We start from the raw sequence: 24,697 nt of genomic DNA, 5'->3' as shown, positions 1-24,697 counted from the left end.
TCGTCTTTGTCCGCTTCAACTCGCGGAAACAACTTCATATTCTTGCGGGTAGTCAGCTCTTGCGCTGACGACGGATCTCATCGCGGACATCATGGCCAAGCGCGTCTGCGATCAGCGCGCCCTGTTCGGCCTGGTGCCGCTTGGCAAGACCGGTGGCGGGCGATGCCGCCGCGATCCGGCCTGCGTAGCGAGGACGCTTGGGGGCGACCCCGGCATCGGCCAGGCATTCCTCGATGAACGGCTCGACGAAGAACCACGCGCCGTTGTTGCGCGCCTCTTCCTGCGCCCAGACCACCTCTTCCAGATTGACCATGCGCTTCAGGCGGATGGTCAGCGGCTCGCCGGGGAAGGGGTAGAGCTGTTCCAGCCGGATGATCGCGGTGTGCTTGTCGCCCGCCGCATCGCGCGCTTCCATCAGGTCGAACGCGACCTTGCCCGAACACAGCACCAGCCGCTTGACGTCCTTGTCCTCCGGCTGGGCCGGATCGGACAGGATGCGCATGAAGTGGCTGTTGCCGCAGAAGTCGTTGGTCTTCGATACCGCCATCTTGTGTCGCAGCAGCGATTTGGGCGTCATGATGATCAGCGGCTTGCGGAACGGGCGGTGCATCTGCCGGCGCAGCACATGGAAGTAGTTGGCCGGCGTGGTAATGTTGCACACCTGCATGTTGTCGCCTGCACACAGCTGCAGGAAGCGTTCTAGGCGTGCCGAGCTGTGCTCGGGCCCCTGGCCTTCCATGCCGTGCGGCAGCAGCATCACCAGACCGTTGGCGCGCAGCCACTTGGCCTCGCCACTGGCGATGAACTGGTCGATCATGATCTGCGCGCCGTTGGCGAAATCGCCGAACTGCGCTTCCCACAGCACCAGCGTCTTCGGGTCGGCCATCGCATAGCCGTACTCGAAGCCCAGCACGCCATATTCGGACAAGGGGCTGTCGAGCACCTCGAACCGGCCGTGCGGAACCTGTTCCAGAGGAAGATAGCGGCCGCCAGTGTTCTGGTCGATCCACACCGCATGGCGGTGGCTGAACGTGCCGCGACCCGAATCCTGGCCCGACAGACGCACGGCATAGCCTTCCGACACCAACGACCCGAACGCCAGCGCTTCGCCGGTCGCCCAGTCGAAGCCTTCGCCCTTGTCGAACATGTCGCGCTTGGCATCAATCACGCGGCGCAGGGTCTTGTGAACCTCATGGCCTTCGGGGATCGTGGTCAGCGTGCGGCCCAGGCTCTCGAGCAGCTTGCGGTCGATGCCCGTTTCGACATTGCGGCGCGCATATTCGGGGTCGGCAGGCGCGTGCAGGCCAGACCAGCGTCCGGCAAACCAGTCGGCCTGGTTCGCCTTGTAGGTCTTGCCCGCCTCGAACTCGACTTCGAGATTGTCCGAAAACGCCGTGGCCGTGCCGTCGATCCAGTCCTGCGTCACCACGCCCTGGTCGATCAGGCGATCGCCATAGATCTTGCTGACGCGCGGATGCTGGCGGATCTTGGCGTACATCTGGGGCTGGGTGAAGCTGGGCTCGTCGCCTTCGTTATGGCCAAACCGGCGGTAGCACCACATGTCGATGACGACATCGCGGTGGAATTGCTGGCGGAAATCGATGGCCATCTTGCAGGCAAAGGTAACAGCTTCGGGATCATCGCCGTTAACGTGCAGGATCGGCGCCTGAACGCCCTTGGCGACATCGGAGGGGTAAGGCGAGGAGCGCGCGAATTGCGGGCTGGTCGTGAAGCCGATCTGGTTGTTGACGATGAAGTGGATGCAGCCGCCGGTGTTGTAGCCGCGGATGCCCGAGAACCCGAGGCATTCCCACACGATGCCCTGACCGGCAAACGCAGCATCTCCGTGCAGCAGCACGGGCAGCACCTGGCTGTGATCGGCCAGATCGTCGCGGTTGACCTGCTGCGCGCGAACCTTGCCCAGCACGACAGGATCCACCGCCTCGAGATGCGAGGGGTTGGGGACCAGCGACATATGGACGCTGATGCCGTCGAATTCGCGATCGGTGCTGGTGCCAAGGTGGTACTTCACGTCGCCCGAGCCTGCGACGTCGTCGGGGTTGGACGAACCGCCCGAAAACTCGTGGAAGATCACGCGATAGGGCTTTGCCATCACGTTGGCGAGCACGTTGAGGCGGCCGCGATGCGGCATGCCGTAGACGATTTCCTTGAGGCCAAGCTGGCCGCCGTACTTGATCACCGCCTCGAGCGCAGGGATCATCGATTCGCCGCCATCAAGCCCGAAGCGCTTGGTGCCGACGTATTTCTTGCCGAGGAAGTTCTCGAACGTTTCGGCTTCGATCACCTTGGACAGAATGGCCTTCTTGCCGTTCTCGGTAAATTCGATGACCTTGTCGACGCCTTCCATCCGGTCCTGGAAGAAGCGACGCTCCTCCACGTCCGAGATGTGCATGTATTCAAGGCCGACCTTGCCGCAGTAGTTGGCGCGCAGGGTATCGATGAGCTGGCGCACGGTGGCGCTTTCAAAACCCATGGTGCCGCCCAGGAACACCTTCTCGTCCATCTCGGCCGCAGTGAATCCGTGATATTCGGGGGTCAGGTCAGCCGGGATATCCTGCTGCGACAGCCCCAGCGGATCAAGATCCGCTGCCAGATGGCCGCGCACCCGGTAGGTGCGGATCAGCATCATGGCGCGGATCGAGCGGTCTGCGGCGCGCGCGATCGCGGCCTCGTCCACCGGCTGGCCCGCGCCTGCCGACGCGCTGCGGATCGCGGCCTTGACCGCAACCTGCATCTGCATCGGGTCGAGCGCTGCGGTCAGGTCATCGCCATCGCCCAGCGGCCAGTTGCTCAGCTGCCAGCTCGGCCCCGCCTGGGGGCCCTCGGCGGGATCATAATCGTTTGCGTCGTAGGTCATACGTTCTATCCACTTAATCGCCGAACACGGTCCCCTGCGAAGGCAGGGGGCCATCTCCTAAGCTGGCCGTTCGATGCTCCGGCCGTTCAATCCCGATCCGCCCGGAGATGGGCCCTGCCTGCGCAGGCGATCGTATTGGTCTGGCTAGAGACCAAGTTGCCACCACAGGTCGTCCCAGTCCTTGTTCAACTCTTCAATCACGCGGACTTTCCATGCCCGCTTCCATTTCTTCATCTGCGCCTCGACCAGCCTGGCCTCGTGCAGGTCTTCGAATGCTTCGAACCAGCCCAGCCTGGTGCAGCCGTGCCTCTTGGTGAAGCCATCGATCTGCCCGTTGCGATGTTCGTCCGCCCTGCGGACGAGATCGTTGGTCACTCCGATATACAAGGTGCCTTTCCTGCGGTTGGCCATGATGTAGACATAGCCCTCGCGCATGACCGCACCCCCCGCTCAATCCCGATCAGTCAGGAGATGGCCCCCTGCCTGCGCAGGGGACCGACTTTCGGATGAGAGGGTAGCCAAAATCACACCGTTTCCAGTAGCTCCGCCAGCGTCTGGCCGAGCAGCGAGGGCGAGGGGGAGACGCGGATGCCGGCGTCTTCCATCGCCGCGATCTTGTCGTCCGCGCCGCCTTCGCCGCCCGAAACGATGGCCCCTGCATGGCCCATGCGGCGGCCCGGAGGCGCGGTGCGGCCTGCGATGAAGCCGACCATCGGCTTCTTGCGGCCGCGCTTGGCTTCGTCCTTGATGAACTGCGCGGCTTCTTCTTCGGCGCTGCCGCCGATTTCTCCGATCATGATGATCGAGGTGGTCTCGTCGTCGGCCATGAACAGTTCGAGCACGTCGATGAAGTTGGTGCCGTTGACCGGATCGCCGCCGATGCCGACAGCCGTGGTCTGGCCGAGGCCGACTGCGGTGGTCTGGTGTACGGCTTCATAGGTCAAAGTGCCCGAGCGCGAGACGACGCCGACCGAGCCCTTCTTGAAGATGCTGCCGGGCATGATGCCGATCTTGCACTCGTTGGGGGTCAGCACGCCGGGGCAGTTGGGGCCGATGAGGCGCGACTTGCTGCCGACCAGAGCGCGCTTGACGCGCACCATGTCGAGCACCGGAATGCCTTCGGTGATCGCGACGATCAGTTCCATTTCGGCATCGATCGCTTCCAGGATCGAATCCGCGGCGAACGGCGGCGGAACATAGATGCAGCTTGCGGTCGCGCCGGTGGCGGCCTTCGCTTCAGCCACGGTGTTGTAGTTGGGCAGGCCGATATGCGTGGTTCCGCCCTTGCCCGGCGTCACTCCGCCGACCATCTGGGTGCCATAAGCCAGCGCCTGTTCGGTGTGGAAGGTGCCGGTGGCGCCGGTCATGCCCTGCGTGATCACCTTGGTGTGCTTGTTGACGAGAATGCTCATGGTTTCAGAAACTCCATTGCAGTGGCCGTGAAGACGAGGCCGGATAGGGGAATGTTGGCGGCGGCGAGTGCGCCTTGTGGCACGAAGCTGATTTCCATTTCCATGTGGCCGGGTTTCAGCCCCGGGTTCCACACATGCTTGATGATCCCGCCCTCGGGCGTCTGGGTGTCGTTGGGCTTACGCGCGGCCCAGCCTTCCAGATCCTCCGGTGATATGGCGCTGGCGGCGGTGAAATCATAGACGCGGCAGCCCTGCGAGCGGATCTTTTCCAGATCGACGCCCGACAGCACGACGCCCAGCTCGCGCCCGGCGACGGTCATGCGGTATTCGCCGCCTTCGATGAGCTGCATGTCGGGATCGCTCTCGGCGAGCTTCGCCTTGCCGAAGGCGACCAGTGCCATCAGCGCTCCGGTGTCATCGGCAGGCACCGGCTGCCAGCCTGCGGCGAGCACCGATGCCTTGGCGACGGCCATGTTTTCGATACCCGAACAGGCGGTCGCAAACGCGGAGAGAACCTCTCGCGCAGGGTAGGGGTTTTCGGCTGGCGGCGCATCTTGCATCGCCGCCAGCGCGAAAAGTCCGATCAGAAGACCGGAGGCCGCCATCAGGCGAGGCTCGAATCCAGGTTGCGGCACGCGTCGAGCAGTTCCTTGACCGCATCGACCGACACCTGAAGGTTGCCCTTGGCTTCGTCGTCGAGTTCGATCTCGACGATCTGCTCGACGCCGCCGGCACCGATGATCACCGGCACGCCGACATACAGGCCATCAAGACCGTATTTGCCTTCGACAAAGGCTGCGCAGGGCAGCAGGCGCTTCTGGTCCGACAGATAGGCTTCGGCCATCGCGATACCGCTGGTGGCGGGCGCATAATAGGCCGAACCGGTCTTGAGCAGCGCAACGATCTCGCCGCCGCCGCCGCGGGTGCGCTTGACGATCTCGTCGATGCGCTCCTTGGTCGAACGGCCCTGCTTGATGAGGTCGGGAACTGGGATGCCAGCGACGGTCGAATACTGGACCACGGGAACCATGGTGTCGCCATGACCGCCGAGCACGAAAGTGTTCACGTCGCGCACCGAGACCTGGAATTCGTCGGCGATGAAGTGGCTGAAGCGCGCGCTGTCGAGCACGCCCGCCATGCCGACGACCATGTGGTGCGGCAGGCCGGAGAATTCGCGCAGCGCCCAGACCATCGCGTCGAGGGGGTTGGTGATGCAGATGACGAACGCGTTCGGCGCGTTGGCGGCGATGCCTTCGCCCACGGCCTTCATGACCTTGAGGTTTATGCCCAGCAGGTCGTCGCGACTCATGCCGGGCTTGCGGGCAACGCCTGCGGTGACGATGATGACATCGGCGCCAGCAATGTCGGCATAATCATTGGTGCCGGTGATCTTGGCGTCAAAGCCTTCGACCGGGCCGCACTGCGACAGATCGAGCGCCTTGCCCTGGGGCACGCCTTCCACCACATCGAACAGCACGATATCGCCCAGTTCCTTGAGCGCCGCGAGGTGCGCGAGCGTGCCGCCGATATTGCCTGCGCCGATCAGCGCGATCTTCTTGCGTGCCATGGTCAATCCTTTCCGAAAGTTATGAAGCCCGGCCGAAACTGCCTGTCAGGAATGCGGGGGTGAAAATGGTGCGTGTGCGTTCCCTGAGCAGAAATCCGGCAAAATATGTGTCCGTTTCACGACCTGAGGCTGGCGCCAGCCGGATTTCCCGGCCTGAATCGTCGCCTAGGGGGCCTGCCTAGGCCGCTTGGGCGGGCATTTCAACCGTCAAAAGCCCTGTTCCGCCAATTATCTATGCAATTGAAAACTATTAGCAACAAGCTATCGGGTTGGCTTATTGAAGGTGCACTTCAGCCCGGGGGCATAGTGCGTACGGACTATATAATGCCTCATTTCGAAACACCCCGGAATTAACATCGGATAGACTTTGCGCGGCTTCGCGTGTAGCATTTTTAATGCGCTGCGACATTGGTAAGCCGGTTTTAACCCCCTCGACATAGAGCAGGATGATGGTCACCAAGGTTCAGTTCACCGTCGATACCGAATTGTCGCTCAAGCTCTTCCAGGAGGGCGCGAGCGCGCAGGACAATTTCGACAGCTCGATCGCCGGCAAGTGCCGCGATGGCGAATTCGGCATCTTCTACCAGATGGACCGGCTGGAGGCTGCAGGGCTGACCGGAGTGTTCTTCGTCGATCCGATGCCCGCATTGGTCTATGGCCCCGGGGTGATCGCGCGGATCGTCGAGCCGATCCTCAAGCGCGGGCACGAGGTGCAGCTGCACATCCACACCGAATGGCTGGAATTTGCCCGCGATCACGAACATGCGCATCTGCGCGGACGCAACATCGCCGATTTCCCGCTCGACGACCAGATCCGTTTGCTCGAACAGGCGCGCGCCTTACTGATCATGGCCGGAGCGCCAAAACCGACCGCGTTTCGCGCGGGCAATTTTGGCGCCAATGACGACACCCTGCGCGCGCTGAGCGCGATCGGGGTGCGCTACGACAGCAGCTTCAACCCCTCGTTCCTCTCTGGCGAATGCGATATCGACCTGCCACCGGCGACGCCGCCGTTCAGCGAGCATCTGGGGGTCGGCATCATCCCGGTGAGTGTCATCCAGGATCGCCCGGGCAGCATCCGCTCGGTGCAATTGTGCGCGCTCTCCGCCTGGGAAATGCGCGATGCGCTGACCCATGCTGCCGAAGACGGCTGGCCGTGCTTCACCATCGTCAGCCACAGCTTCGAACTGCTCAGCCGCGATCGCACCCGCGCCAATCCCATCGTCGTGCGGCGATTCGATGCGATGTGCCGCAACATCGCCGACCACCAGCGGCTCGAGCCGATCGGCTTCGACGCGCTGGAGCCTCGCAGTCGCAAGTCGATCACCACCTTGCCCGCCAATCTGGTACGCACCGCGCTGCGCTACGGCGAGCAGGCGGTCAGCCGCATCCGCTATGAAGCGGGGATCCTGTCGACCTTCTTCCTCAACGAATTCGCGGTGTTCGAGTCACTCGCTGCCGTCTAGGCGAAGTTGCAGCGCCCTGGCTGTTCGTCAGCCGCGCAAAAGCTTGCGGATCCTGGCCTTGGCGCCGATCCGGTCTAGCCACGCGCCGGTGCCCTCGACCGCGGCGTTGAAGCGCTGTTGTCCCGCGAGCAGGGCGCGGTTGGCGAGCGTGGACTTGAGCAGGAACAGCGTCGCGCACTGCACCTGATGGGTGCCGAACAGCGCCTTGTGCGCGCCATCGCCCTCGGTGAAATCGAAATAGCGAAAGCGCTGCTCGGCAAACAGCTGCTCGAGCGCGTGCATCTGCAGAACGGTGCCGGGTGAAAGCTGCGCGCACGCCTGATCATAGCCGAGATAGGCGTAGATCAGCACATCATCGGCGACCGGCAGATACAGATAGGCAGCAGCCCGGCCTTGCAGGAACAGCACATAGGCGCGCAGATTGTCCGCTCGCGCGAGCCTGTGTGCCTCGGCGCGGAAGCCATCATCCCCTGGCAGTCCGGCATCGAGCAGCCGCGCCTGGTAGGTCTGCTGCGACAGCGGCAGCGCGGCGTCGAAAAAGGCATCGAGCTGATCGGGTCGGTGATAGCTGCGGATATCCAGTTCGCCCCCGCCGGCATCGGCCAGCTTGCGCATCTTGCGCTTGAGCGTCGCGCGCGTCTTGGACGAGAACTGCGCCATATAGCCGTCATGGCCCGGCGCCATGTCGATATAATGCCGCGCGTAAAGCTGCGGCTGCGAGGCGACCAGCCCGGCAAAGTCGCGGTCCAGTTGCGCAATCCGCGCGACCGGGACCGATTGCAGCCGATAGCCATCGGCATCGGACGGCAACGGCGCTGCGGGCAGGGGCGCATTGCGCAGGATGGCATCCAGCCCATAGCCGATCGGCACCAGCATCCGGCGCGCCGCAAGGATCGGGCGGTCGCCGAGCAGAAAGCGGACCTGGGTGGCAACGGGTTGCATGCGAGCGATGGTTTCCGAACGTGGGTGAAGCGATGCGCGCCGGTCTAGACAAGGACGGTTAAGATCGCTTGAACCCAATGGTGCGCGAAACAGGTTTACCCGTTGTTCACCGTCGCGCGATATCCCCTTGGGCGAGTTGCGACCTCGACATCGACACAAGCCGTCAAAAGGAACCTGACATGGCGCAGTCCTGGCCGCAGGCCGTATGCAATCATTGCGGATCGACCGGACCCCGCCTGCTCGCCAGCCTGGGGCGCTATACCTTGGTCGAATGCTCGAACTGCGGCTTGGCCTATATCGCCGATCCGCCCGAGCCCACCGAGCTTGCCGCGATGTATCAGGGCGAAGCGGATTATCACACCGAACTGCACGATCCCGACAGTCCGGCCTTTGCGCGCATGGCGGGCGTGGCGGGTGAGCATCTGGTGTTCACCCGGCGCTGGGCCTCGGGCGGACGGCTGATCGATATCGGCTGTTCGACAGGGCTTTTTCTGGACAAGGCCAAATCTGCGGGCTTCAGGGCCGAAGGCGCGGAGTTTTCCGCCGCCTCGGCCCAATTCGCGCGCGACCATTTCGGCCTGCAGGTGACCGACGGGGATATCCATGCGGTCGATGCCGCGCCCGAAAGCTTCGATCTGCTGACGATGTTCGACGTGATCGAGCATGTCCGCGATCCGGCAGCTGATATCGCGGCGGCACACCGGCTGCTCAAGCCCGGCGGGCTGTTCATCCTCTCGACCCCGAACATCGATGGGCTGTTCCCGAGGGCCTCGCAGCCGCTGGCGGGGGTGCTGGGCCACTGGCCGCATCCCGAGCCGCCCTGGCATCTCTACCAGTTCTCGGTGCGCACGCTGACAGTGATGCTCGAGCAGCGCGGATTTGCCTGTCTTGGGACGCAGCATACCTGCATCGACCTTGCCTATACCTTCGGCAGCATGAGCACGCTGAGGCGCAGCCCCAAACGGCTGGCCTATGCGCTGGCGTTCGCGCCGCTCGCGTGGGCGGGGCCGAAGCTGGGGATGGGCGACTGGTTCTACCTGGCCGCCCGAAAGCTCTAGCCGCTGATCTCGTAGGCGATCGGCTTGAACGAGCCGTTGTTCGATTGCAGCGCCGAACAGGCGGTGAGGCCGATGATCAGATCGCGGTGCGCGACGAAGGTCACGGTATCGCCCGCCTTGCTCAGCGGCGGATCGACCCGGAGTTCGCCGGTGGTGCCATCGACCGGCACGTTCATGAAGCAGTTGAATGCCACCGGGATCATGTCCTCGGTCACGCCATAAGGCTCCAGAGCAGCGGCGAGATTGCCGAAGCAGCCGCGGTGCGGATCGGTGTCGCCATAGATGATCCGGAAGGTATCCTTCGAGCACGGAGTCAGCAGGAAATCGTGGCGGCCGACATCATCGGCGACGATCTCCAGCATCACGTTGCTGCGGTTGGAATAGAGCAGATCGCCGGTGGTGAGGTATATTCGGCTGGCGTAATCCAGCGTGCGGCCCGAGGAGATGACCTCGTGAATGTCCTCCCGGTCGAACGCCAGCAGATCAGCCACCTGCTCGCCGCGCACATCGATGACGGTCAGTGTCTGGCCCTTGCGCAGCTCGAACGCGGTTCCCGAGCGCGGCGGGATTTCGCTGCGGGGATCAGAGGGCATGATCGGCAACCTTGCGCTGGCTCATCGGGCATTTCCAACTCTGGTCGACTTGGCGGCCGCTATATTGCCGGGCTTCAGAGACCGTTCCATGCACCGCCAGCATCGGGTTGGCATCGCCCGCAAGCGCGATGTCGCGCGCGATGATCGTGCCGCGCATCTTGTCGTAAAGCCCATTGGCGCGCAATTGCTCGAACTGGTCGTGCAGGTTGAAGATCAGCGCCGGACGCTCGAAGCGCCGTGCGGGGCGGCTGGCATGCGGGTGCAGCCCGACGACGAAAAACGCCTCACCGCCAAAGCTGAGCGAGAAATGCGGATCATCGGGGTCCGAGCTCACACGCGGATCGGCCTCCTGTCCGAGCCATGCGTCCTTGTCGGTCAGCGATTGCACCCGCTGCCACAGATGCTGTTCGAACTGCTCTTCGTTCAGACCTGCGTCCTCCTCGAACAGCACCGCCAGCGACTGGAACGGCACGGGGTCGCGCGCATAATCCTGCGCAATGGCCATCAGCGAGGGCAGGATGCGCAGATCGTCCCAGCCGGAACGCAGATCGCGCCCGACGATGATCCGCATCTGCCCTTTGCCCAGAGCCGACTTGGCGCCGACACAGGGGAATTCGGGTTGCTTGATAAATGCGCGAAACCGTTGCGCCAGCGGATGATCGGTATTGCTGCAAGGAATAAACATCCCACTCCTACGCGGCGATCCCGATCAGGTTGCATTCAGCGCAAGCTTCCGCGCGGCTGCCAGATCGGCGATGAAGGCGGCGCGTTCGGCCGCGGCGCGCTGGCGGTCGGGCAGGCGCAGCAGGAAGGAGGGATGCACCGTCGCCACCAGCCTTTCGCCGCCTTCCAGGGTCATCGGCTTGCCGCGCACCGAGGCGATGCTGGCGCTCTTGCCGGTGAGCCCGCGCAGCGCGCTGCCACCCAGCGAGACGATGATGTCGGGCCTGACCAGCGCGCGCTCCTGATCGAGCCACCAGCGGCAGATGTCGATCTCGCCGGTGGAAGGGTTCTGGTGCAACCGGCGCTTGCCGCGCGGCTCAAACTTGAAGTGCTTGACCGCGTTGGTGATGTAGAGCTGCGCGCGGTCGAGCCCCGCTTCCGCCAGCGCCTCGTCGAGCAGCTGGCCTGCCGGGCCGACGAAAGGGCGGCCTTCCAGATCCTCTCGGTCGCCCGGCTGTTCGCCCACCAGCATGATGCGCGCGCCTGCTTTGCCTTCGCCCGGGACCGCCTGGGTGGCATTGCAGTGGATCGGGCAGCGGGTGCATGTCTGCAGGCTGCGCGCCAGCTCCTCGAGGGTCGCTGTTTCGCCCGCTATCGGAGCCTCCATCTCCCCCCGCACGCGCCATTTGTCGCTGCGCGGATTGGCGAGCTGGACCGCAGTCTCGCGCATCCGCTCGACCCGCGCCCCCGCGCCCGCCAGCAGCGGGCCGATATCCTGCGCCTCGGGAAGGTTGTGCCAGTATTTTTTGGGCATCTCGGCGCGCATCGCGGCAATCTTGACCCGCGCGGGGTTGAAGATCGAACCGTAATACATCCGCCACTGCTCCTCCACCACGTCGGAATCGGGCACCTCGTCGCGGGTGCCGCCGGGGCCGAAACTGAGCGTCTCGTCCTGCCAGATCGCGCGCGCGTCGGGCGTCAGGATCGCCCAGTCCATGCCGTAGAAGCGCTTGCGGAAGAAAGGTGCCGCCAGCCGCACGATCCGGTGTTCGGGCTCGAACCAGGCGACGAAGGATTCGCGTTCGGCATCCTCGCCGCCCAGCCTGCGGAAGCGGACGAACGCGTGCATCTTGTGCAGGTCGCGGCGGATCGCCTTGTCGGACTTGGCCAGCCAGTCGACGTCGTTGTCGGTGCGCCGTTCGAGCAGCCGCCGGTCGCCCAAGGCGCGCCAGGCGATGGTGTAGAGCCGCGTTGGCACATTGGCATCGCGGTGGCAGATCACGCGGTCGAGCGTGGTCACCAGCGCGCGGGGCAGGGCGACCGTGCGCCCGGGCACCAGCGGCGCGTCGTCGGAAAACAGCGAGGCGCTCTCGCCCGCCTGCCGCCATACGACTTGCTCGGGCGGCACCTCGGCGGCGAGCAGCGCGCGCGCGGCATCGCGCCATTCGGCAAAGTCTCCGGGGGTTTTGAGGATGATTTCGCGCATCGTTCGTGGCTTCAGAGCGCTAGGCTCATCTGCTCGGGCGGCGGGGCGAAGCGTGCGCGCAAGTTTTCGCTGTCGGTCAACCCGCCGGGGCGCCAGTCGGGGGTGGTGATGAACGGCAGCACCTTCTTCACCGAGGCGGTGAGCTTGGCCAGATCGCCCAGCCGCACCGCACCCAGCCGCCGGGTGGCGATGATCCGCTCGACCGCCTTGGTGCCGAGGCCCGGCACGCGCAGCAGCATCTCGCGCGGCGCGCGGTTGATGTCGACCGGAAACGCCTCGCGCCGCTGCAGCGCCCAGGCGAGCTTGGGATCGATCGTCAGGTCGAGCATGCCCCCCTCTGCGCCTTCCATGATCTCGCCGCGCGAAAAGCCGTAGAAGCGCAGCAGCCAGTCGGCCTGGTACAGCCGGTGCTCGCGGATCAGCGGCGGACGCACGGGGGGCAGGTCGCTGCTCGCATCGGGGATCGGGCTGTAGGCAGAATAATAGACCCGGCGCAATTTGTACCCCGAATAGAGGCTGGTTGCCGATTGCAGGATGTCGTCGTCCTTGGCCCCATCCGCGCCGACGATCATCTGGGTCGATTGGCCCGCCGGGGCAAAGCGCGGTGGCTTGGCTTTCTTGAGCAGCCGCCCGCGCGCAGCTTCTGCCGCATCGTCTAACCCGACGCGCACGCCTGCCATCGTCTTGCGGATCGTCGCCGAGGTTTTTTCTGGCGCGAAGCTCTTGAGCCCTGCTTCGGTGGGCAGTTCGACATTGGTCGAGAGGCGGTCGGCATAGAGGCCTGCACGCGCGATCAGTTCGGGCGAAGCGCCGGCGATGGTCTTCAGGTGAATATAGCCCCCGAAACGGTGCTCCTCGCGCAGCAGCCGCGCGACCTCGACAAGCTGCTCCATCGTGTAATCTTCCGAACGGATGATGCCGGAAGAGAGGAACAGCCCCTCGATATAGTTGCGCTTGTAGAAATCGAGCGTCAGCCGCACGACCTCTTCCGGATTGAACCGCGCGCGCGGCACGTTGCTCGACGCGCGGTTGATGCAGAAGCGGCAATCATAAATGCAGAAATTGGTGAGCAGGATCTTGAGCAGCGAGATGCAGCGGCCGTCAGGTGCATAGCTGTGGCAGATCCCCATCCCGCCGGTCGATCCAATCCCCTTGGTACCGGTTGAGTCGCGTTTTATCGTTCCCGACGAGGCGCAGGAAGCGTCGTATTTGGCGGCGTCGGCCAGCACGCCCAATTTTTGCAGAATCGGTTTTTCGCTCATGCCACCGATATAGAGTCAAGAACAAAGAAAGAACAGGGGCTTGGCGGTGCTCCGCGCCCGGTCCGTCGCGTTTTCTGCGTACCGGGCGCGTGACCTTTGGGATCAGGATCGGATGAAGGCGAGAATATCGGCGTTGAGCGTGTCGGCGTTGACCGTCAGCATCCCGTGGGAAAGGCCTTCATAGATTTTCAGCGTGGCATCGGGGAGCAGATCGGCCTGCAGCAGCGCGGCGTTCTTGTAAGGCACCACCTGATCGTCATCGCCGTGCAGCACCAGGGTAGGGACGGTCATCGCCTTCAGGTCGTCGGTCTGGTCGGTTTCGGAAAAGGCCTTGATGCCATCGTAATGCGCCTTGGCGCTTCCCATCATGCCCTGCCGCCACCAGTTATCGACCACCGCCTCATCGGGCTGAGAATCCTCGCGGTTGAAGCCGTAGAACGGGCCCGACGCGACATCGCGGAAGAACGCGGCGCGGTTGGCGGAGAGTCCGCTGCGAAAGCCGTCGAACACCTCCATGTCGAGTCCGCCGGGGTAGCGCTCGGTCTTGATCATGATCGGCGGCACCGCCGCGACCAGCACGGCCTTGGCGACGCGGCCCTGCGGGATGCCGTGCTGAGCGACATAACGCGCAGCTTCGCCGCCGCCGGTCGAGTGGCCGATGTGCACCGCATTCTTCAGATCGAGATGCGCGGTGACGGCTGCAGCATCATTGGCATAATGGTCCATGTCATGTCCCTCGCTCACCTGCTGTGACCGGCCATGGCCGCGCCGGTCGTGCGCGACGACGCGGAATCCCTGATCGAGGAAGAACAGCATCTGCGTGTCCCAGTCGTCGGACGACAGCGGCCAGCCATGGTGGAACACGATCGGCTGGGCATCGCGCGGTCCCCAGTCCTTGTAGAAAATCTGCGTGCCATCGGCTGCGGAAACATAGGCCATCATCGTTCTCCCTTGCTGATCGCGGTGATAGCCCGCGAAAAGGACTCGTCGATGACGCCAGCCTGGCGTCATCATCGCTCCGTACGCACTCGCCTTGTGTCCGGTTGCCGCAAGGGTCAGCCGGGTTTCGGCATCGTCCCTGGACGCAGGAAGGGGAACATGTGCGCGACGAAATCCGCCTTTCCGATGCCCACGCCCTCGGCCCGCAGGATGGCATAGGCGGCCATCACATGGAAATAGAGCTGCGGCAGCGCCCAGTCGCGGACGTATTGCGCGGCGGTGAGATCGAACACCATGCCGTTGGGCAAGGTGTGCGCCAGCGGCGCATCGGGCGACAGATCGGGCGCGTCCGCAGCGGCTGCCTCGACGATCCGCAGCGTCTCGGCGATCCGGGCCTGAGCATCGGCGATCGTCGGCGTGGTCGTGTCGGCGTTGCGCCCGTCCGCCAGCAGCGCGCCGACCGAGGCGGGCATTTCCTCCTGCCGCAGGCGGAAGATGCCCTCCTGCGCCTGGACGCACGAAAAGCAGATCTGGGTGAACAGCGGGAACATGTCCGGCGCGAGCCGCGCGCGCATGATCGTTGCGGCCCTGTCAGCGGGCAGCTGGTCCGATGCCTTGTCCAGCCACGCGGAGAGCGCCCCGAGCATCTGGATGTAGGTGGGAACCAGCGTGTCTTTCAGCGTCATATTCGTCTCCGTGCCTGATGCGCGATCATAGGCCGGGACCCCGTCAGGACAAGGCCTGTCCGCCAGACCGGCGCGATACCGCGATCGCTGCGGCATGGCCCGCCGCCAGCGTGACCGCAGCGACCGGCACGAACCACATCGGATGCGGCAGCGCGAACAGGTTGCCGATGGCGAGCAGCGCAAGGATCGCCGTCACCGCGACCGCAGTCCAGCGCGCCCCTGAGAGGCGGAATGCCACCAGGCTGCCGCCGAAAGCGCCGAGCCCGTAACCCGCCGCCACTGCAGCGAACAATGCGTCGCCGGTGATGCGGCCATGCGCGAGCATCTCCACCCCTGCAATCGCGAGCCCTGCAGTGACCGTCCCCAGCACCACCGCCAAAATTTTCCGTCCCATGCTCATGCCAAGCTCCTTTCGATGCCTCGATTAGCAGCGGGCGCAAGCGCAGGATTGAACAAAGGGGTCATCGCGGCATCAGCATGTGCGGCGGATAATGCGCGGCGCGGTGCCGTAACTGGCCGGGGGTGGCTCCGGTGAACCGCTTCATTTCGCGCGTGAGATGCGCCTGATCGGCAAAGCCATGCTCGCACGCCAGCACCGCGAGCGAGAATTGCGGGTCGGCGAGCCTGGGATCGCGCAGCACCGCGTCGATCCGGTGGAGCAGCAGCCAGCGTTTGGGCGCCAGATCGGTACGGCCCGAAAACAGCCTGCGATAGTGCCGCGGCGTCGCTTCGACCGCTCTGGCGAGATCCATAGCGCGGTCGGTGTCGCGACAAGGGGCGGGCAGGGTGATCGCATCGCGGTCGGGCAGCCGTACCTCGAGCCACGCAGCAAAGCGTTCGAACAGCGAGTCCAGGCTGTCCGCAGCCTTGAGCGAATCGCGCAACAGACCTGCCTCGCGGCCGAGCAGCGCCGATAGCCTGGGGGGCGGGGCGCCATTGCCGGGGGGCAGCGTACCAAGCCAGGCCTTGGCCGCCCAGGGCTGCAGCCGTGCGCCCACGAGCTCGCGCCGACCTTCGGCGCGGGCATATCGCGGGCCGTCCTGCACCGGGGTCACCCAGGCGGTGGCATAGCGATGCTCGGGCATGCCCGGCGCCGCGCGCCACCAGTGGATCCCGCGGAGGCTGACCACGATCTCGACATACGGCTTGGGCAAGCCGCAATGCGGTGCCCCCGGATCGTCGAGATGCCACAGCTCGAGCACCGCATGATCGAGTGAAGGCGGCGCGGCGCGGGTGGTGAACCTGACATCGCCCGGCATCGGGTGCGCGACCGGCCCGGCCATGGCGTCAGGGCGCATTTCTTTGCGATGGATCGACCATGAACGCGCCGGGCCGCTTGCCGCCATCGCCGCGCTGCCGCGCAGCCGCTGCCGCCCACCAACCCAGCTGGTCGAGCGTCCGGTCCAGATAGCCGTCCCAGCGCGCGGCATCGATGCCGGCAAGGTAGGTGCCATCCGCACCGAACACCTCGTGCGCGCGCGGCACATGGATCATCGCCGAGACCGGCAGGCAGCCCAGCTCGGACAGGAAGGTGCGCATGCTGACCGCAGCGCGCGTCCCGCCCCACTGGCCTGCCGAATAGGTGACGATGGCGCTGGGCTTGTACGAGAACAGCGAGCTGCCGAAATGGTTGAGCAGGTCGGCGAGCACCGGGCTCATCATGTGGTTGTATTCGGGGCTGACCATCACATAGCCATCGGCCGTGGCGATCTGCGCGGCAAGCCGGTCGAGCACTTCAGGCGCCGATCCGCCGCGATAGGCGAAATGCGGCTTGAAGGGGTGCGGCAGCTCGATCTCGATCGGGTCGACCAGCGTGGCAGGCACCGCCTTTGCCTCCAGCCTGTGCACGCATGCGGATGCCACCCGTTCGCCAAGCCGCGGCGGTTCGGGCGGGCCGGATATGCGCTCCGATCCCAGTATCACGAGAATGCTGCCGGTCATCTGGCTTTCCTTGCTGAAAAACGGACGCACGCCGATCATGGGCCGCCGGCGCGCGCCAAGCCAGACGTTTTTAGAAGGCTCAAGGCGGCGGGACGCCGGGGACCTGATCATGAAAGGAAGGAAGTGGTGCCCGGGGACGGGGTCGAACCGCCGACACTGCGATTTTCAATCGCATGCTCTACCAACTGAGCTACCCGGGCATCTGGTGGCACCGACGTGCCGCCTGCATCGCCTCACCGGCGATTTGGAGCGCCGCCTATAGGCAGGGCAGGCGGGGCTTGTCCATAGCAAAATCGCGCGACCGTTCTCCCTTTTCGGATTCGGCCTCAATCATAATCCGCATCGGGCTGGTCGGCGGGCGGGCCGGGGACGCTATAGCCTTCGCCCAGCCATTGCAGCAGGTCGCGGTCCTTGCAGGCCTTGCTGCAAAAGGGTGTGAATTCGGCGCGCGCGGGCTTGCGGCACATCGGGCAGGCGCGCGGATTGGGGCGAGGATCGGTCATGATGCCGTATCTAGGCGGTGCGTTCGGCGAGGACAACCGGGCGCCCGCTGCGGCGCTGCAGTGCTTCGAGCAGCGCCGGTTCGCGTTGCAGCAGCCGCGATTCGCCCAACGCCAGATCGAGCGTGATCGGGCCGGTGCCGCGATCGCGCTCGGCGCTGCGCAGCGCGGCGAGCAGCCGCCAGCGCACCGGGTCTGCGGCATGCAGTTCGATCAGCGAGGCGCGGGTGCGTTTGAGCACGATCTGCATCAGCCCGTAGCCGTTGATCGCGGTGCGCTCGCACGGGATGGTCATTGCGGCGTCGAAATAGTTGGCCACGGCATTGCGATCGGCCTTGTCGGCGAGCGTCGGGAAATCGACGACCACGCCGCCGCCGATGCCGTGGCGGCGGATCGTGAGCGCGCTCTGCGTTGCTGCTGCCAGCCCCAGCGCCCGCGGCGCGATGTCGCCATCGACATCGATCACCATCATCGCAGGGGTGGGCGACAGCGTCAGCGATCCGCCGGTAAAGGCGACCTCGCCGGTTTCAGCCTCGGCCAGCAGATCGTGCCAGCCTGAATCGGCGAGCAGATCGGCTCCGTGCGGTGTGGCGCGGACGATCTCGTGCCCATCGGCGGTGATCCGATCGAGCAGGCTCGGGGTCGCGCGCAACGGCGTATCGGCGGAGACCGCGCGCAGCCTGGCGGGCTTGTGGCGCGCGGTTCCGGCCTCGAACAGGCTTTCGCGCAGCACCTCGGCGCACAGCATCTTGCCTTCGCTCAGCTCCTTGGGGACCGGCTGCAGCATCGCTTCGTGGCCATCGGCCAGCGCGACGCGCGCGCGGTGGCCGCCTGCGCTTTTCGCCAGTAGCCGCGCCTCGACCACCGCGCCGCAGCCCAGCGCAAGATCGCTGCGCTGGATGCGCGCTTCGACGATGCGGCCATGCTCGATCAGCGCGGCGCGCTCCTCGCCGATGCCGTCTTCGTGGATCCAGTGGGTCATGCGGCGGGGCTCAGCAGACCGGCGGTAACCAGCATGCTGCGCGTTTCGTACAAGGGCAGGCCCATGATGCCGCTATAGCTCCCCGCCATCGAGCGGATCAGTGCCTCGGCGCTGCCCTGGATGGCATAGCCACCCGCCTTGCCCTGCCATTCGCCGCTGGCGATATAGGCGTCGACCTCATCGGCGTGGAGCCGCTTGAAGATGACCGCGCTTTCGGACAGCCGGTGCAGGCTGCGGCCATCGGGCAGCATCAGGGTGACGGCGCTCAGCACCATATGGCGGCGGCCCGAAACCAGCTCGAGGCACATCCGCGCTTCGGCTTCGCTTTCGGCCTTGGGCAGGATGCGGCGGCCGACCGCCACCACGGTATCGCCCGAAAGCACCGCGCTGTCGGGGTGCTGGCTGGCGACGACCTGTGCCTTCTGCGCCGCCATCCGCCGCGCATAGACGCGCGGCAGTTCGGCCTTGATCGGGGTCTCGTCGATATCTGCAGGGACAATGGCATCGGCGGTCACGCCGATCCGCGCCAGCAGCTGCTGGCGTCGCGGACTGGCCGATGCAAGGATGAGCGGGGGCATCGCCGCCATGCTCATTTGAAGCGGTATGTAATCCGGCCCTTGGTCAGATCATAAGGCGTCAGCTCGACCAGAACTTCATCGCCCACCAGCACGCGGATGCGGTTCTTGCGCATCTTGCCGGCGGTGTGGCCCAGGATTTCGTGATCGTTTTCCAGCTTCACGCGGAACATGGCGTTGGGAAGCAGTTCGACCACCTGGCCGCGCATTTCGAGAAGTTCTTCTTTTGCCATTCGGCCCCTGCAATGTGGTTCTGGTTATGACGGCACAAACGGTGTGTCATCGAAATGCGCCGCTGTTCCGGGGAACCGCCTGCGCAAAGGTGAGCGCGCCTTACAGACAAAGCGTGCAAAAGAAAAGACGGGAGTTGATGTCGTCTGTCGCAGCGCTTCGCCGCTTGCGCGAAAATTTGTTACAATTCAGCACTGGCTAAGGCTCGGCCCCGCATCATATTGCACTGCAACAGATTAATTCCCCATCGCGCCTCTCCCCCGGCGTCCGAACCATAAAAAGAGCCGTACCTAGCCATGATGTTTACGCTGCGCCCCCTTGCCGCCCCGATGCCCCATGCCCGTCCGGCGCTTGGGGTGACGCTTGCCACCGCACTGCTGCTGGCGGGGAGCCCTGCGGCCCTGGCGGCATCGCTTGCCGATACCGAGGCGAATGCCGAGGCTGCCAATGTGGCGATCACGGGGGCGGAAACGGGAGCGGCGATAACGGCCGAAGCCGATCAGGCGCAGACCGCGGCAACCCAGCCCGCCGATACCGAGCCCGACAACGATGGCGATACCATCGTCGTGCGCGCAGAGCGGTTGCGCGGATCGATCCAGACCGATGTGCCTCCGGTGACCGAGCTCAACACCACCGACATCGCAAGCTATGGCGCCTCCTCGCTTGCCGAATTGCTCGCGCAGATCGCGCCGCAGACCGGCAGCGCGCGTGGACGCGGCGGCGATGGCCCGGTGGTGCTGCTCAACGGCCAGCGCGTCTCGGGCTTCCGCGCGATCCGCGATATCCCGCCCGAAGCGATCCAGAAGGTCGAGGTGTTCCCCGAGGAGCTCGCGCTCAAATACGGTTTCCGCCCCGACCAGCGCGTGATCAACTTCATCCTGGTCGACAATTACCAGAGCATTGCCGCCGAGATCGACAACGGCCTGTCCACCCAGGGCGGCTATGGCACCACCGAGTTCGAGGGCACCTTCACCAAGCTGGGCAAGAACACCCGGCTGATCGTCGATGTCGAATACGAGATGGCAACCGCGCTGCGCGAAAGCGAGCGCGGCATCGTCCAGCCCGACAGCAGCGCACCGTTCGCGCTGGGCGGCAATATCGGTGCATCGCCCTTTGGCACGGGCGCCGAGATTTCGCCTGCGCTGAGCGCGCTGGCCGGACGGCCGGTGTCGCTGGCAGGGGTGCCGCAGGGGATCACCGGAGCACCAGCACTCTCGGCCTTCAATGGCGCCGCGAACACCACCGATCTCGGTGAATTCCGCACGCTGATCCCCAATTCGGACCGCATCCAGGCGAACGCGACCTATATCCGCAATCTGGGGCCGGACACCAATGTCCAGGTCAACGCGACCTACACCAACAATTTCGCGACCTCGCTGCTCGGACTCAACACCGCGACGCTGACCATTCCCGCGACCAATCCGTTCTCGCCCTTTGGTCGCGATGTCACGCTGCTCACCGCGTTCGGTGATCCGCGCAGCATCACCCGCACCGTCGACAGCGACACCTATTCACTGGGCTTCAACGCCAACGGCGTGCTGCCCGCCAACTGGAAATGGGCGCTGACCGGGGATTACACCCGGGTCGATACGCTGACGATCATCGACCGCGGCGCGGATGTCTCGGGGCTGCAGGCGGCGATCTCTGCGCCCACCGGCGCGATCAATCCGTTCACTGGCACGCTCGGCACGCTGCTGCCCGCGCTGATCAGCGATTCGGCGCAGAGCCGCAACCAGCTGTTCAATTCGCAGCTGACCGTCAACGGCACCGTGGCCGATCTGCCCGCCGGGCCGATCGCGATGACCCTGGTCGGCGGCTTTGCCCGGCGACTGCAGGATTCGACAGACAGCCGGCTGGCCGGGCAGGGCAACACTTCGCTCACCCGCAGCGAGGCGAACGTCTCGGCCAACATCGATGTGCCGCTGGTCGATCAGTACATGAGCGAATGGTTCGGCAAGCTCTCGATCAACGGCAACCTTGGCTATCGCGAGCTGAGCGATGTCGGCGGGCTGCTGAGCTTCGGCTACGGCCTCAACTGGGCGCCGACCGACACGCTGACGATCCAGGCTTCGCTGATCGCCGAAGAGGCCGCGCCCGGAATCAGCCAGCTGGGCGATCCGCGCATCGTCACCCCCAATATCAGCACCTTCGATCTGGCGCGCAACGAGACCGTGCTCGCGACGATCATCACCGGCGGCAACCCGCTGCTGACCCCCGAGGAACGGCGCGACGTCAAGATTTCGCTCAATTATCGCCCGCCTTTCCTCGAAGGACTGGATTTCCTCGCCGAGTTCATCCGCAACCGCAGCTATGGCACCACCTCGTCCTTCCCGGTGCTGACCCCCGAGATCGAGGCGGCGTTCCCCGACCGCATCATCCGCGACACCGATGGCACGCTGCTGGCGATCGACCAGCGCGCGATCAACTATGACCGGGTGACCAGCGACCGGGTGCGCTACGGCATCAACTTCTCCAAGCGGATCGGCGGCAACGACCAGCGCGGCGGTGGCTTTGGCGGCCCTGGCGCCGGTGGTGGACGCGGTGGCCCGCCGGGCGCTGCCCCTGCAGGCGCGGGCGGACCTTCGCGCGGTGAAGGCCAGGCTGGCGCTCCGCCCGGAGGCGCCACCCGCGGCGATGCCGCTCCGCGCGGCCCCGGCGCCGGAGCTGGCGCAGCTGCAGGCGGCCCGCCGCGCGGCGGGCCTCCGGGCGGCTTTGGCCCGGGCGGACGCGGTGGTCGCTGGAACGTCTCGATCTATCATACCGTCCGCTTTGCCGAGACGATCCGCATCCGTCCGGGTCTGGCCGATCTCGACCTGCTCGGTGGTTCGGCGACCGGATCGAGCGGCGGCGTGCCGCGCCATGGCGTGGAGATGGAAGGCGGGCTGTTCCTCAACGGCATCGGCTTGCGCTTCACCGGCAATTACCAGAGCGGATCGCGAGTCGATGGCGGCGGGCTGGTCGGCTCGACCGATCTGCGCTTCAACGACATCGCGACTTTCGGCCTGCGCGCTTTCGTCAACTTCGACAACAAGCCCAAGCTCACCGAAGCGGTGTCGTTCCTCAAGGGAAGCCGGCTGCGGCTGTCGGTCGACAACATCTTCAACGCACAGCAGCGCGTGACCACACAGGATGGCACCGTACCGCTGCGCTACCAGCCCGGCTTCATCGACCCGCAGGGCCGCGTGATCTCGCTGAGCTTCCGAAAGCGCTTCTGAAACAGCGCCAACCAGCGCCAAATTTGCCATGGCTTTTGCAAGTTCCGGCAGGTAAAGACGCCAGCTTGAGCCGGGGCGGACGCCTTTCGGCAAGGGTTTTGATTCAGGGAGTCCCAATTGGCGCTGACACCTAACAAGGACGCAGATGCCGCGCGCGACAACATGTTCATGCGTGAGGTCGATGATGCCCTGCGGCAGGACCAGATGGCCGGAATCGTTCAGAATTACGGCAAGATCATCCTGATCGGCATCGTCGTTGTGCTGCTCGCTCTGGGCGGCTGGTTCTATTACCGCCATGCCACCGCAGAAGCGGCCGGCGAGCGCGGCGAAGAGCTGACCAACGCGCTGGATGCGGTGCGCAACAACAACCTCAGCGGCGCGGCCAATGCACTCAAGCCGCTCGAAACCGCCGATCAACCGGGCTATCGCGCTGTATCGCAGCTGCTGGCCGCGGGCATCGCGCAGGAACAGGACAACCCCAAGGCGGCAGCAGCCACCTTCGCCAAGGTCGCGGCGGACGAAAGCCTGCCGCAGCCGCTGCGCGATCTGGCGCTGATCCGCCAGACCGCGGCGGAATATGACAGCCTCAAGCCCGCCGATGTCATCGCGCGGCTCAAGCCGCTGGCCGTACCGGGCAATCCCTGGTTCGGGAGCGCAGGCGAGATGGTCGCCATCGCGCACATGCGCATGAACAAGCCCGATCTTGCAGGACCATTGTTTCTGCAACTGTCGGAAGATAAGCAGGTGCCTGAAACCATTCGTTCACGTAGCCGTCAGTTGGCTGGTGTCATGGGCGTCGATGCGGTGAGCGATCCCAGCAAGGCCCAAGGCGTTGCAGAACCTGTCACGGCTGCGGGACTTTCCGCGCCGGCCGCGGGACAGTAATATCAAGTTTGCGGGTCGCTACCGTTGATGATGCACTATTGAAGATTCGGGAGCTGGACTGGCAATGCAAAAAGCGAAATGGGCAATGATTCTCGCGCTGTCGGCTACTGTCGCCGGGTGCGGTGTGCTGGGCGGCAAGGACAAGCCCAAGATCACGCCGACCGTTGGCAACCGCACCGCGATCCTCACCCGCGCGGAAAGCGGCGCGGAAGTTGACAAGGACCTTGCAGGCGTTTCGGTGATCCTGCCTGCGGCCGTCACCAACGCCAACTGGAACCAGCCCGGCGGCAGCGCGACCAAGGCGATCGGCCATCTGTCGATCGGCGAGACGATCACGCGCGCCTGGTCGGCCAAGATCGCAGGCTCCAGCCTGCGCGTCCGGCTGGCGGCGGCTCCCGTGGTCTATGGCGGACGGCTGTATGCGGTCGATACCGATGGCATGGTCCACGCCTTCGATACCGCCACCGGTGCCAAGGTCTGGCAGGTTGCACTCGAAGCGCGTGATGACGGTTCGGCCTCGGTGTTCGGCGGCGGCGTCAGCGCCGATGCGACCCGTGTCTATGCCACCAACGGCGTGGGCGAGGTCGCTGCGCTCAATTCCGCCGATGGCTCGCAGATCTGGCGGGTGAAGCCTGCTGGCCCCCTGCGCGGCGCACCGACGCTGGCGTTCGGTTCGGTCTATGTGATGACCCAGGACAACCAGCTGGTCTCGCTCAACCAGGCAGATGGCTCCATCGCCTGGCAGCAGGGCGGATCGCTGGGCCAGGCCGGCGTGTTCGGCGTTGCCGCTCCCGCGGCAGGCCAAGGCACCGTGGTCGCGGGTTTCTCGAGCGGCGAGCTCATCGCCTATCGCTATGAAAACGGCCGCAACCTGTGGTCCGATGCGCTTGCGCGCACCAGCATCTCGACCTCGGTGTCGTCGCTGACCGATATCGATGCCGACCCGATCATCGATCGCGGCCGCGTCTATGCGGTGGGTGAGGGCGGCCGCATGGCGGCGTACGAACTCGTTACCGGACAGCGCATCTGGGAACTCAACATCGCAGGCATTTCGACCCCGGTGATCGCGGGCGAATGGCTGTTCGTGCTGACCGACGATGCGCGCATCCTGTGCATCGCGCGTGCCACCGGCAAGGTGCGCTGGTCGACCCAACTGCAGCAGTATCGCAAGGAAAAGAAGAAGGAAGGCCAGGTACACTGGAACGGCCCCGTGCTGGCCGGCGGACGTCTTTTCACCGTCGATACGCTGGGCGAAATCGGTGTGGTCAATCCTTCTGACGGCAGCTTCAGCGTATTGTTCGACGTGAAGGAAAAGGTCTCGCTGCCTCCGATCGTCGCGGACAACACGCTGTACGTCCTGGACGATGGCGGAACGATCACCGCGTTCCGCTGACACCGGCTAAAGCGAAGCACCTG

At 65.0% G+C, this 24,697-nt stretch carries 24 protein-coding genes and 1 tRNA gene; 5 read left to right on the top strand and 20 right to left on the bottom strand.

Features of this window, described 5'->3' with window-relative positions; genetic code table 11:
- Positions 1–52 precede the first annotated feature (52 nt).
- The 5 genes from B5J99_RS17500 to mdh all read right to left on the bottom strand — a co-directional run bounded on the left by B5J99_RS17500 (position 53) and on the right by mdh (position 5,857).
- Positions 53–2,878 carry a 2-oxoglutarate dehydrogenase E1 component gene (locus B5J99_RS17500; protein WP_117353132.1) on the bottom strand — a complete coding sequence of 942 codons (2,826 nt, stop codon included), beginning with the start codon at positions 2,876–2,878 and terminating at the stop codon, positions 53–55.
- Between the two features lie 144 nt (positions 2,879–3,022).
- Positions 3,023–3,289 (bottom strand): GIY-YIG nuclease family protein, encoded by a 267-nt coding sequence (locus tag B5J99_RS17495; RefSeq protein WP_117353594.1) that lies wholly within the window; start codon positions 3,287–3,289, stop codon positions 3,023–3,025.
- A 113-nt stretch (positions 3,290–3,402) separates the two neighbouring features.
- Positions 3,403–4,290 (bottom strand): succinate--CoA ligase subunit alpha, encoded by an 888-nt coding sequence (gene sucD, locus B5J99_RS17490; RefSeq protein WP_054134741.1) that lies wholly within the window; start codon positions 4,288–4,290, stop codon positions 3,403–3,405.
- Positions 4,287–4,895: a hypothetical protein gene (locus B5J99_RS17485; RefSeq protein WP_117353131.1), complete on the bottom strand. Its 609-nt coding sequence runs from the start codon at positions 4,893–4,895 to the stop codon at positions 4,287–4,289. The genes sucD and B5J99_RS17485 overlap by 4 nt, the downstream gene beginning before the upstream one ends.
- Positions 4,895–5,857, bottom strand: coding sequence for a malate dehydrogenase (gene mdh / locus B5J99_RS17480; RefSeq protein ID WP_069050363.1), 963 nt, complete (start codon positions 5,855–5,857; stop codon positions 4,895–4,897). The genes B5J99_RS17485 and mdh overlap by 1 nt, the downstream gene beginning before the upstream one ends.
- 449 nt (positions 5,858–6,306) lie before the next feature.
- Here mdh and B5J99_RS17475 point away from each other — a divergent pair, with 449 nt between their 5' ends.
- Complete coding sequence (locus B5J99_RS17475; protein ID WP_162892648.1) at positions 6,307–7,323, top strand: polysaccharide deacetylase family protein; 1,017 nt, start codon at positions 6,307–6,309, stop codon at positions 7,321–7,323.
- A gap of 27 nt (positions 7,324–7,350) precedes the next feature.
- Here the strand turns inward: B5J99_RS17475 and B5J99_RS17470 are convergent, their stop codons facing one another.
- A complete protein-coding gene (locus tag B5J99_RS17470; RefSeq protein WP_117353129.1) occupies positions 7,351–8,265 on the bottom strand; it encodes a GNAT family N-acetyltransferase in 915 nt (304 codons plus the stop codon).
- Between the two features lie 179 nt (positions 8,266–8,444).
- Between B5J99_RS17470 and B5J99_RS17465 the strand changes: the two genes are divergently transcribed.
- Positions 8,445–9,323 (top strand): class I SAM-dependent methyltransferase, encoded by an 879-nt coding sequence (locus B5J99_RS17465; protein WP_162892647.1) that lies wholly within the window; start codon positions 8,445–8,447, stop codon positions 9,321–9,323.
- Here B5J99_RS17465 and B5J99_RS17460 read toward each other — a convergent pair.
- The 14 genes from B5J99_RS17460 to infA form a co-directional block, all read right to left on the bottom strand.
- Complete coding sequence (locus B5J99_RS17460) at positions 9,320–9,916, bottom strand: DUF1989 domain-containing protein (RefSeq protein ID WP_117353127.1); 597 nt, start codon at positions 9,914–9,916, stop codon at positions 9,320–9,322. The genes B5J99_RS17465 and B5J99_RS17460 overlap by 4 nt on opposite strands.
- Positions 9,906–10,601 carry a guanitoxin biosynthesis heme-dependent pre-guanitoxin N-hydroxylase GntA gene (gene gntA, locus B5J99_RS17455; RefSeq protein ID WP_117353126.1) on the bottom strand — a complete coding sequence of 232 codons (696 nt, stop codon included), beginning with the start codon at positions 10,599–10,601 and terminating at the stop codon, positions 9,906–9,908. Before gntA ends, B5J99_RS17460 begins: the two co-directional genes overlap by 11 nt.
- 24 nt (positions 10,602–10,625) lie before the next feature.
- A complete protein-coding gene (locus B5J99_RS17450; protein ID WP_117353125.1) occupies positions 10,626–12,065 on the bottom strand; it encodes a UdgX family uracil-DNA binding protein in 1,440 nt (479 codons plus the stop codon).
- Between the two features lie 11 nt (positions 12,066–12,076).
- Positions 12,077–13,327 carry a putative DNA modification/repair radical SAM protein gene (locus B5J99_RS17445; RefSeq protein ID WP_117353124.1) on the bottom strand — a complete coding sequence of 417 codons (1,251 nt, stop codon included), beginning with the start codon at positions 13,325–13,327 and terminating at the stop codon, positions 12,077–12,079.
- A gap of 102 nt (positions 13,328–13,429) precedes the next feature.
- Positions 13,430–14,266, bottom strand: a complete 837-nt coding sequence (locus tag B5J99_RS17440; RefSeq protein ID WP_117353593.1) for an alpha/beta fold hydrolase — start codon at positions 14,264–14,266, stop codon at positions 13,430–13,432.
- Between the two features lie 116 nt (positions 14,267–14,382).
- Entirely contained in the window at positions 14,383–14,952 is a 570-nt protein-coding gene (locus B5J99_RS17435; protein ID WP_117353123.1) for a DUF1993 domain-containing protein, read from the bottom strand.
- Between the two features lie 43 nt (positions 14,953–14,995).
- A complete protein-coding gene (locus B5J99_RS17430) occupies positions 14,996–15,346 on the bottom strand; it encodes a hypothetical protein (RefSeq protein WP_162892646.1) in 351 nt (116 codons plus the stop codon).
- Positions 15,347–15,413: 67 nt separating this feature from the next.
- Positions 15,414–16,250, bottom strand: coding sequence for a helix-turn-helix transcriptional regulator (locus B5J99_RS17425; RefSeq protein WP_162892645.1), 837 nt, complete (start codon positions 16,248–16,250; stop codon positions 15,414–15,416).
- The gene (locus tag B5J99_RS17420) at positions 16,240–16,893 is read right to left on the bottom strand and encodes an NADPH-dependent FMN reductase (protein ID WP_117353592.1); all 654 of its coding nucleotides are present in this window, start codon (positions 16,891–16,893) and stop codon (positions 16,240–16,242) included. The genes B5J99_RS17425 and B5J99_RS17420 overlap by 11 nt, the downstream gene beginning before the upstream one ends.
- Positions 16,894–17,017: 124 nt before the next feature.
- A tRNA-Phe gene (locus B5J99_RS17415) sits at positions 17,018–17,093 on the bottom strand.
- A 126-nt stretch (positions 17,094–17,219) separates the two neighbouring features.
- On the bottom strand, positions 17,220–17,396 hold the full coding sequence (locus B5J99_RS17410) for a DNA gyrase inhibitor YacG (RefSeq protein WP_054134729.1): 177 nt from the start codon (positions 17,394–17,396) through the stop codon (positions 17,220–17,222).
- Positions 17,397–17,406: 10 nt separating this feature from the next.
- On the bottom strand, positions 17,407–18,375 hold the full coding sequence (locus tag B5J99_RS17405; RefSeq protein WP_117353120.1) for a ribonuclease E/G: 969 nt from the start codon (positions 18,373–18,375) through the stop codon (positions 17,407–17,409).
- Positions 18,372–18,953: a Maf family protein gene (locus tag B5J99_RS17400; protein ID WP_069051817.1), complete on the bottom strand. Its 582-nt coding sequence runs from the start codon at positions 18,951–18,953 to the stop codon at positions 18,372–18,374. The genes B5J99_RS17405 and B5J99_RS17400 overlap by 4 nt, the downstream gene beginning before the upstream one ends.
- A gap of 11 nt (positions 18,954–18,964) precedes the next feature.
- Complete coding sequence (gene infA / locus B5J99_RS17395) at positions 18,965–19,183, bottom strand: translation initiation factor IF-1 (protein WP_010162480.1); 219 nt, start codon at positions 19,181–19,183, stop codon at positions 18,965–18,967.
- A 294-nt stretch (positions 19,184–19,477) separates the two neighbouring features.
- Between infA and B5J99_RS17390 the strand changes: the two genes are divergently transcribed.
- From B5J99_RS17390 to B5J99_RS17380, 3 genes are all read left to right on the top strand, one after another.
- Positions 19,478–22,396 carry a TonB-dependent receptor plug domain-containing protein gene (locus B5J99_RS17390; RefSeq protein ID WP_117353119.1) on the top strand — a complete coding sequence of 973 codons (2,919 nt, stop codon included), beginning with the start codon at positions 19,478–19,480 and terminating at the stop codon, positions 22,394–22,396.
- A gap of 117 nt (positions 22,397–22,513) precedes the next feature.
- The gene (locus tag B5J99_RS17385) at positions 22,514–23,281 is read left to right on the top strand and encodes a tetratricopeptide repeat protein (RefSeq protein ID WP_245991679.1); all 768 of its coding nucleotides are present in this window, start codon (positions 22,514–22,516) and stop codon (positions 23,279–23,281) included.
- A gap of 85 nt (positions 23,282–23,366) precedes the next feature.
- On the top strand, positions 23,367–24,674 hold the full coding sequence (locus B5J99_RS17380) for an outer membrane protein assembly factor BamB family protein (protein WP_245991678.1): 1,308 nt from the start codon (positions 23,367–23,369) through the stop codon (positions 24,672–24,674).
- Positions 24,675–24,697 lie beyond the last annotated feature (23 nt).

Origin of the sequence: Blastomonas fulva, assembly GCF_003431825.1 — a bacterium.
Classification (GTDB): domain Bacteria; phylum Pseudomonadota; class Alphaproteobacteria; order Sphingomonadales; family Sphingomonadaceae; genus Blastomonas; species Blastomonas fulva.
This window is presented reverse-complemented; position numbering and strand designations above follow the sequence as displayed.

What these genes read in the sequence shown, in the direction of transcription:
- B5J99_RS17500 (WP_117353132.1), bottom strand. Translation starts at nt 2,878, where the DNA reads ATGACCTACGACGCAAACGATTATGATCCCGCCGAGGGCCCCCAGGCG.
- B5J99_RS17495 (WP_117353594.1), bottom strand. Translation starts at nt 3,289, where the DNA reads ATGGCCAACCGCAGGAAAGGCACCTTGTATATCGGAGTGACCAACGAT.
- sucD (WP_054134741.1), bottom strand. Translation starts at nt 4,290, where the DNA reads ATGAGCATTCTCGTCAACAAGCACACCAAGGTGATCACGCAGGGCATG.
- B5J99_RS17485 (WP_117353131.1), bottom strand. Translation starts at nt 4,895, where the DNA reads ATGGCGGCCTCCGGTCTTCTGATCGGACTTTTCGCGCTGGCGGCGATG.
- mdh (WP_069050363.1), bottom strand. Translation starts at nt 5,857, where the DNA reads ATGGCACGCAAGAAGATCGCGCTGATCGGCGCAGGCAATATCGGCGGC.
- B5J99_RS17475 (WP_162892648.1), top strand. Translation starts at nt 6,307, where the DNA reads ATGGTCACCAAGGTTCAGTTCACCGTCGATACCGAATTGTCGCTCAAG.
- B5J99_RS17470 (WP_117353129.1), bottom strand. Translation starts at nt 8,265, where the DNA reads ATGCAACCCGTTGCCACCCAGGTCCGCTTTCTGCTCGGCGACCGCCCG.
- B5J99_RS17465 (WP_162892647.1), top strand. Translation starts at nt 8,445, where the DNA reads ATGGCGCAGTCCTGGCCGCAGGCCGTATGCAATCATTGCGGATCGACC.
- B5J99_RS17460 (WP_117353127.1), bottom strand. Translation starts at nt 9,916, where the DNA reads ATGCCCTCTGATCCCCGCAGCGAAATCCCGCCGCGCTCGGGAACCGCG.
- gntA (WP_117353126.1), bottom strand. Translation starts at nt 10,601, where the DNA reads ATGTTTATTCCTTGCAGCAATACCGATCATCCGCTGGCGCAACGGTTT.
- B5J99_RS17450 (WP_117353125.1), bottom strand. Translation starts at nt 12,065, where the DNA reads ATGCGCGAAATCATCCTCAAAACCCCCGGAGACTTTGCCGAATGGCGC.
- B5J99_RS17445 (WP_117353124.1), bottom strand. Translation starts at nt 13,327, where the DNA reads ATGAGCGAAAAACCGATTCTGCAAAAATTGGGCGTGCTGGCCGACGCC.
- B5J99_RS17440 (WP_117353593.1), bottom strand. Translation starts at nt 14,266, where the DNA reads ATGGCCTATGTTTCCGCAGCCGATGGCACGCAGATTTTCTACAAGGAC.
- B5J99_RS17435 (WP_117353123.1), bottom strand. Translation starts at nt 14,952, where the DNA reads ATGACGCTGAAAGACACGCTGGTTCCCACCTACATCCAGATGCTCGGG.
- B5J99_RS17430 (WP_162892646.1), bottom strand. Translation starts at nt 15,346, where the DNA reads ATGGGACGGAAAATTTTGGCGGTGGTGCTGGGGACGGTCACTGCAGGG.
- B5J99_RS17425 (WP_162892645.1), bottom strand. Translation starts at nt 16,250, where the DNA reads ATGCGCCCTGACGCCATGGCCGGGCCGGTCGCGCACCCGATGCCGGGC.
- B5J99_RS17420 (WP_117353592.1), bottom strand. Translation starts at nt 16,893, where the DNA reads ATGACCGGCAGCATTCTCGTGATACTGGGATCGGAGCGCATATCCGGC.
- B5J99_RS17410 (WP_054134729.1), bottom strand. Translation starts at nt 17,396, where the DNA reads ATGACCGATCCTCGCCCCAATCCGCGCGCCTGCCCGATGTGCCGCAAG.
- B5J99_RS17405 (WP_117353120.1), bottom strand. Translation starts at nt 18,375, where the DNA reads ATGACCCACTGGATCCACGAAGACGGCATCGGCGAGGAGCGCGCCGCG.
- B5J99_RS17400 (WP_069051817.1), bottom strand. Translation starts at nt 18,953, where the DNA reads ATGCCCCCGCTCATCCTTGCATCGGCCAGTCCGCGACGCCAGCAGCTG.
- infA (WP_010162480.1), bottom strand. Translation starts at nt 19,183, where the DNA reads ATGGCAAAAGAAGAACTTCTCGAAATGCGCGGCCAGGTGGTCGAACTG.
- B5J99_RS17390 (WP_117353119.1), top strand. Translation starts at nt 19,478, where the DNA reads ATGATGTTTACGCTGCGCCCCCTTGCCGCCCCGATGCCCCATGCCCGT.
- B5J99_RS17380 (WP_245991678.1), top strand. Translation starts at nt 23,367, where the DNA reads ATGATTCTCGCGCTGTCGGCTACTGTCGCCGGGTGCGGTGTGCTGGGC.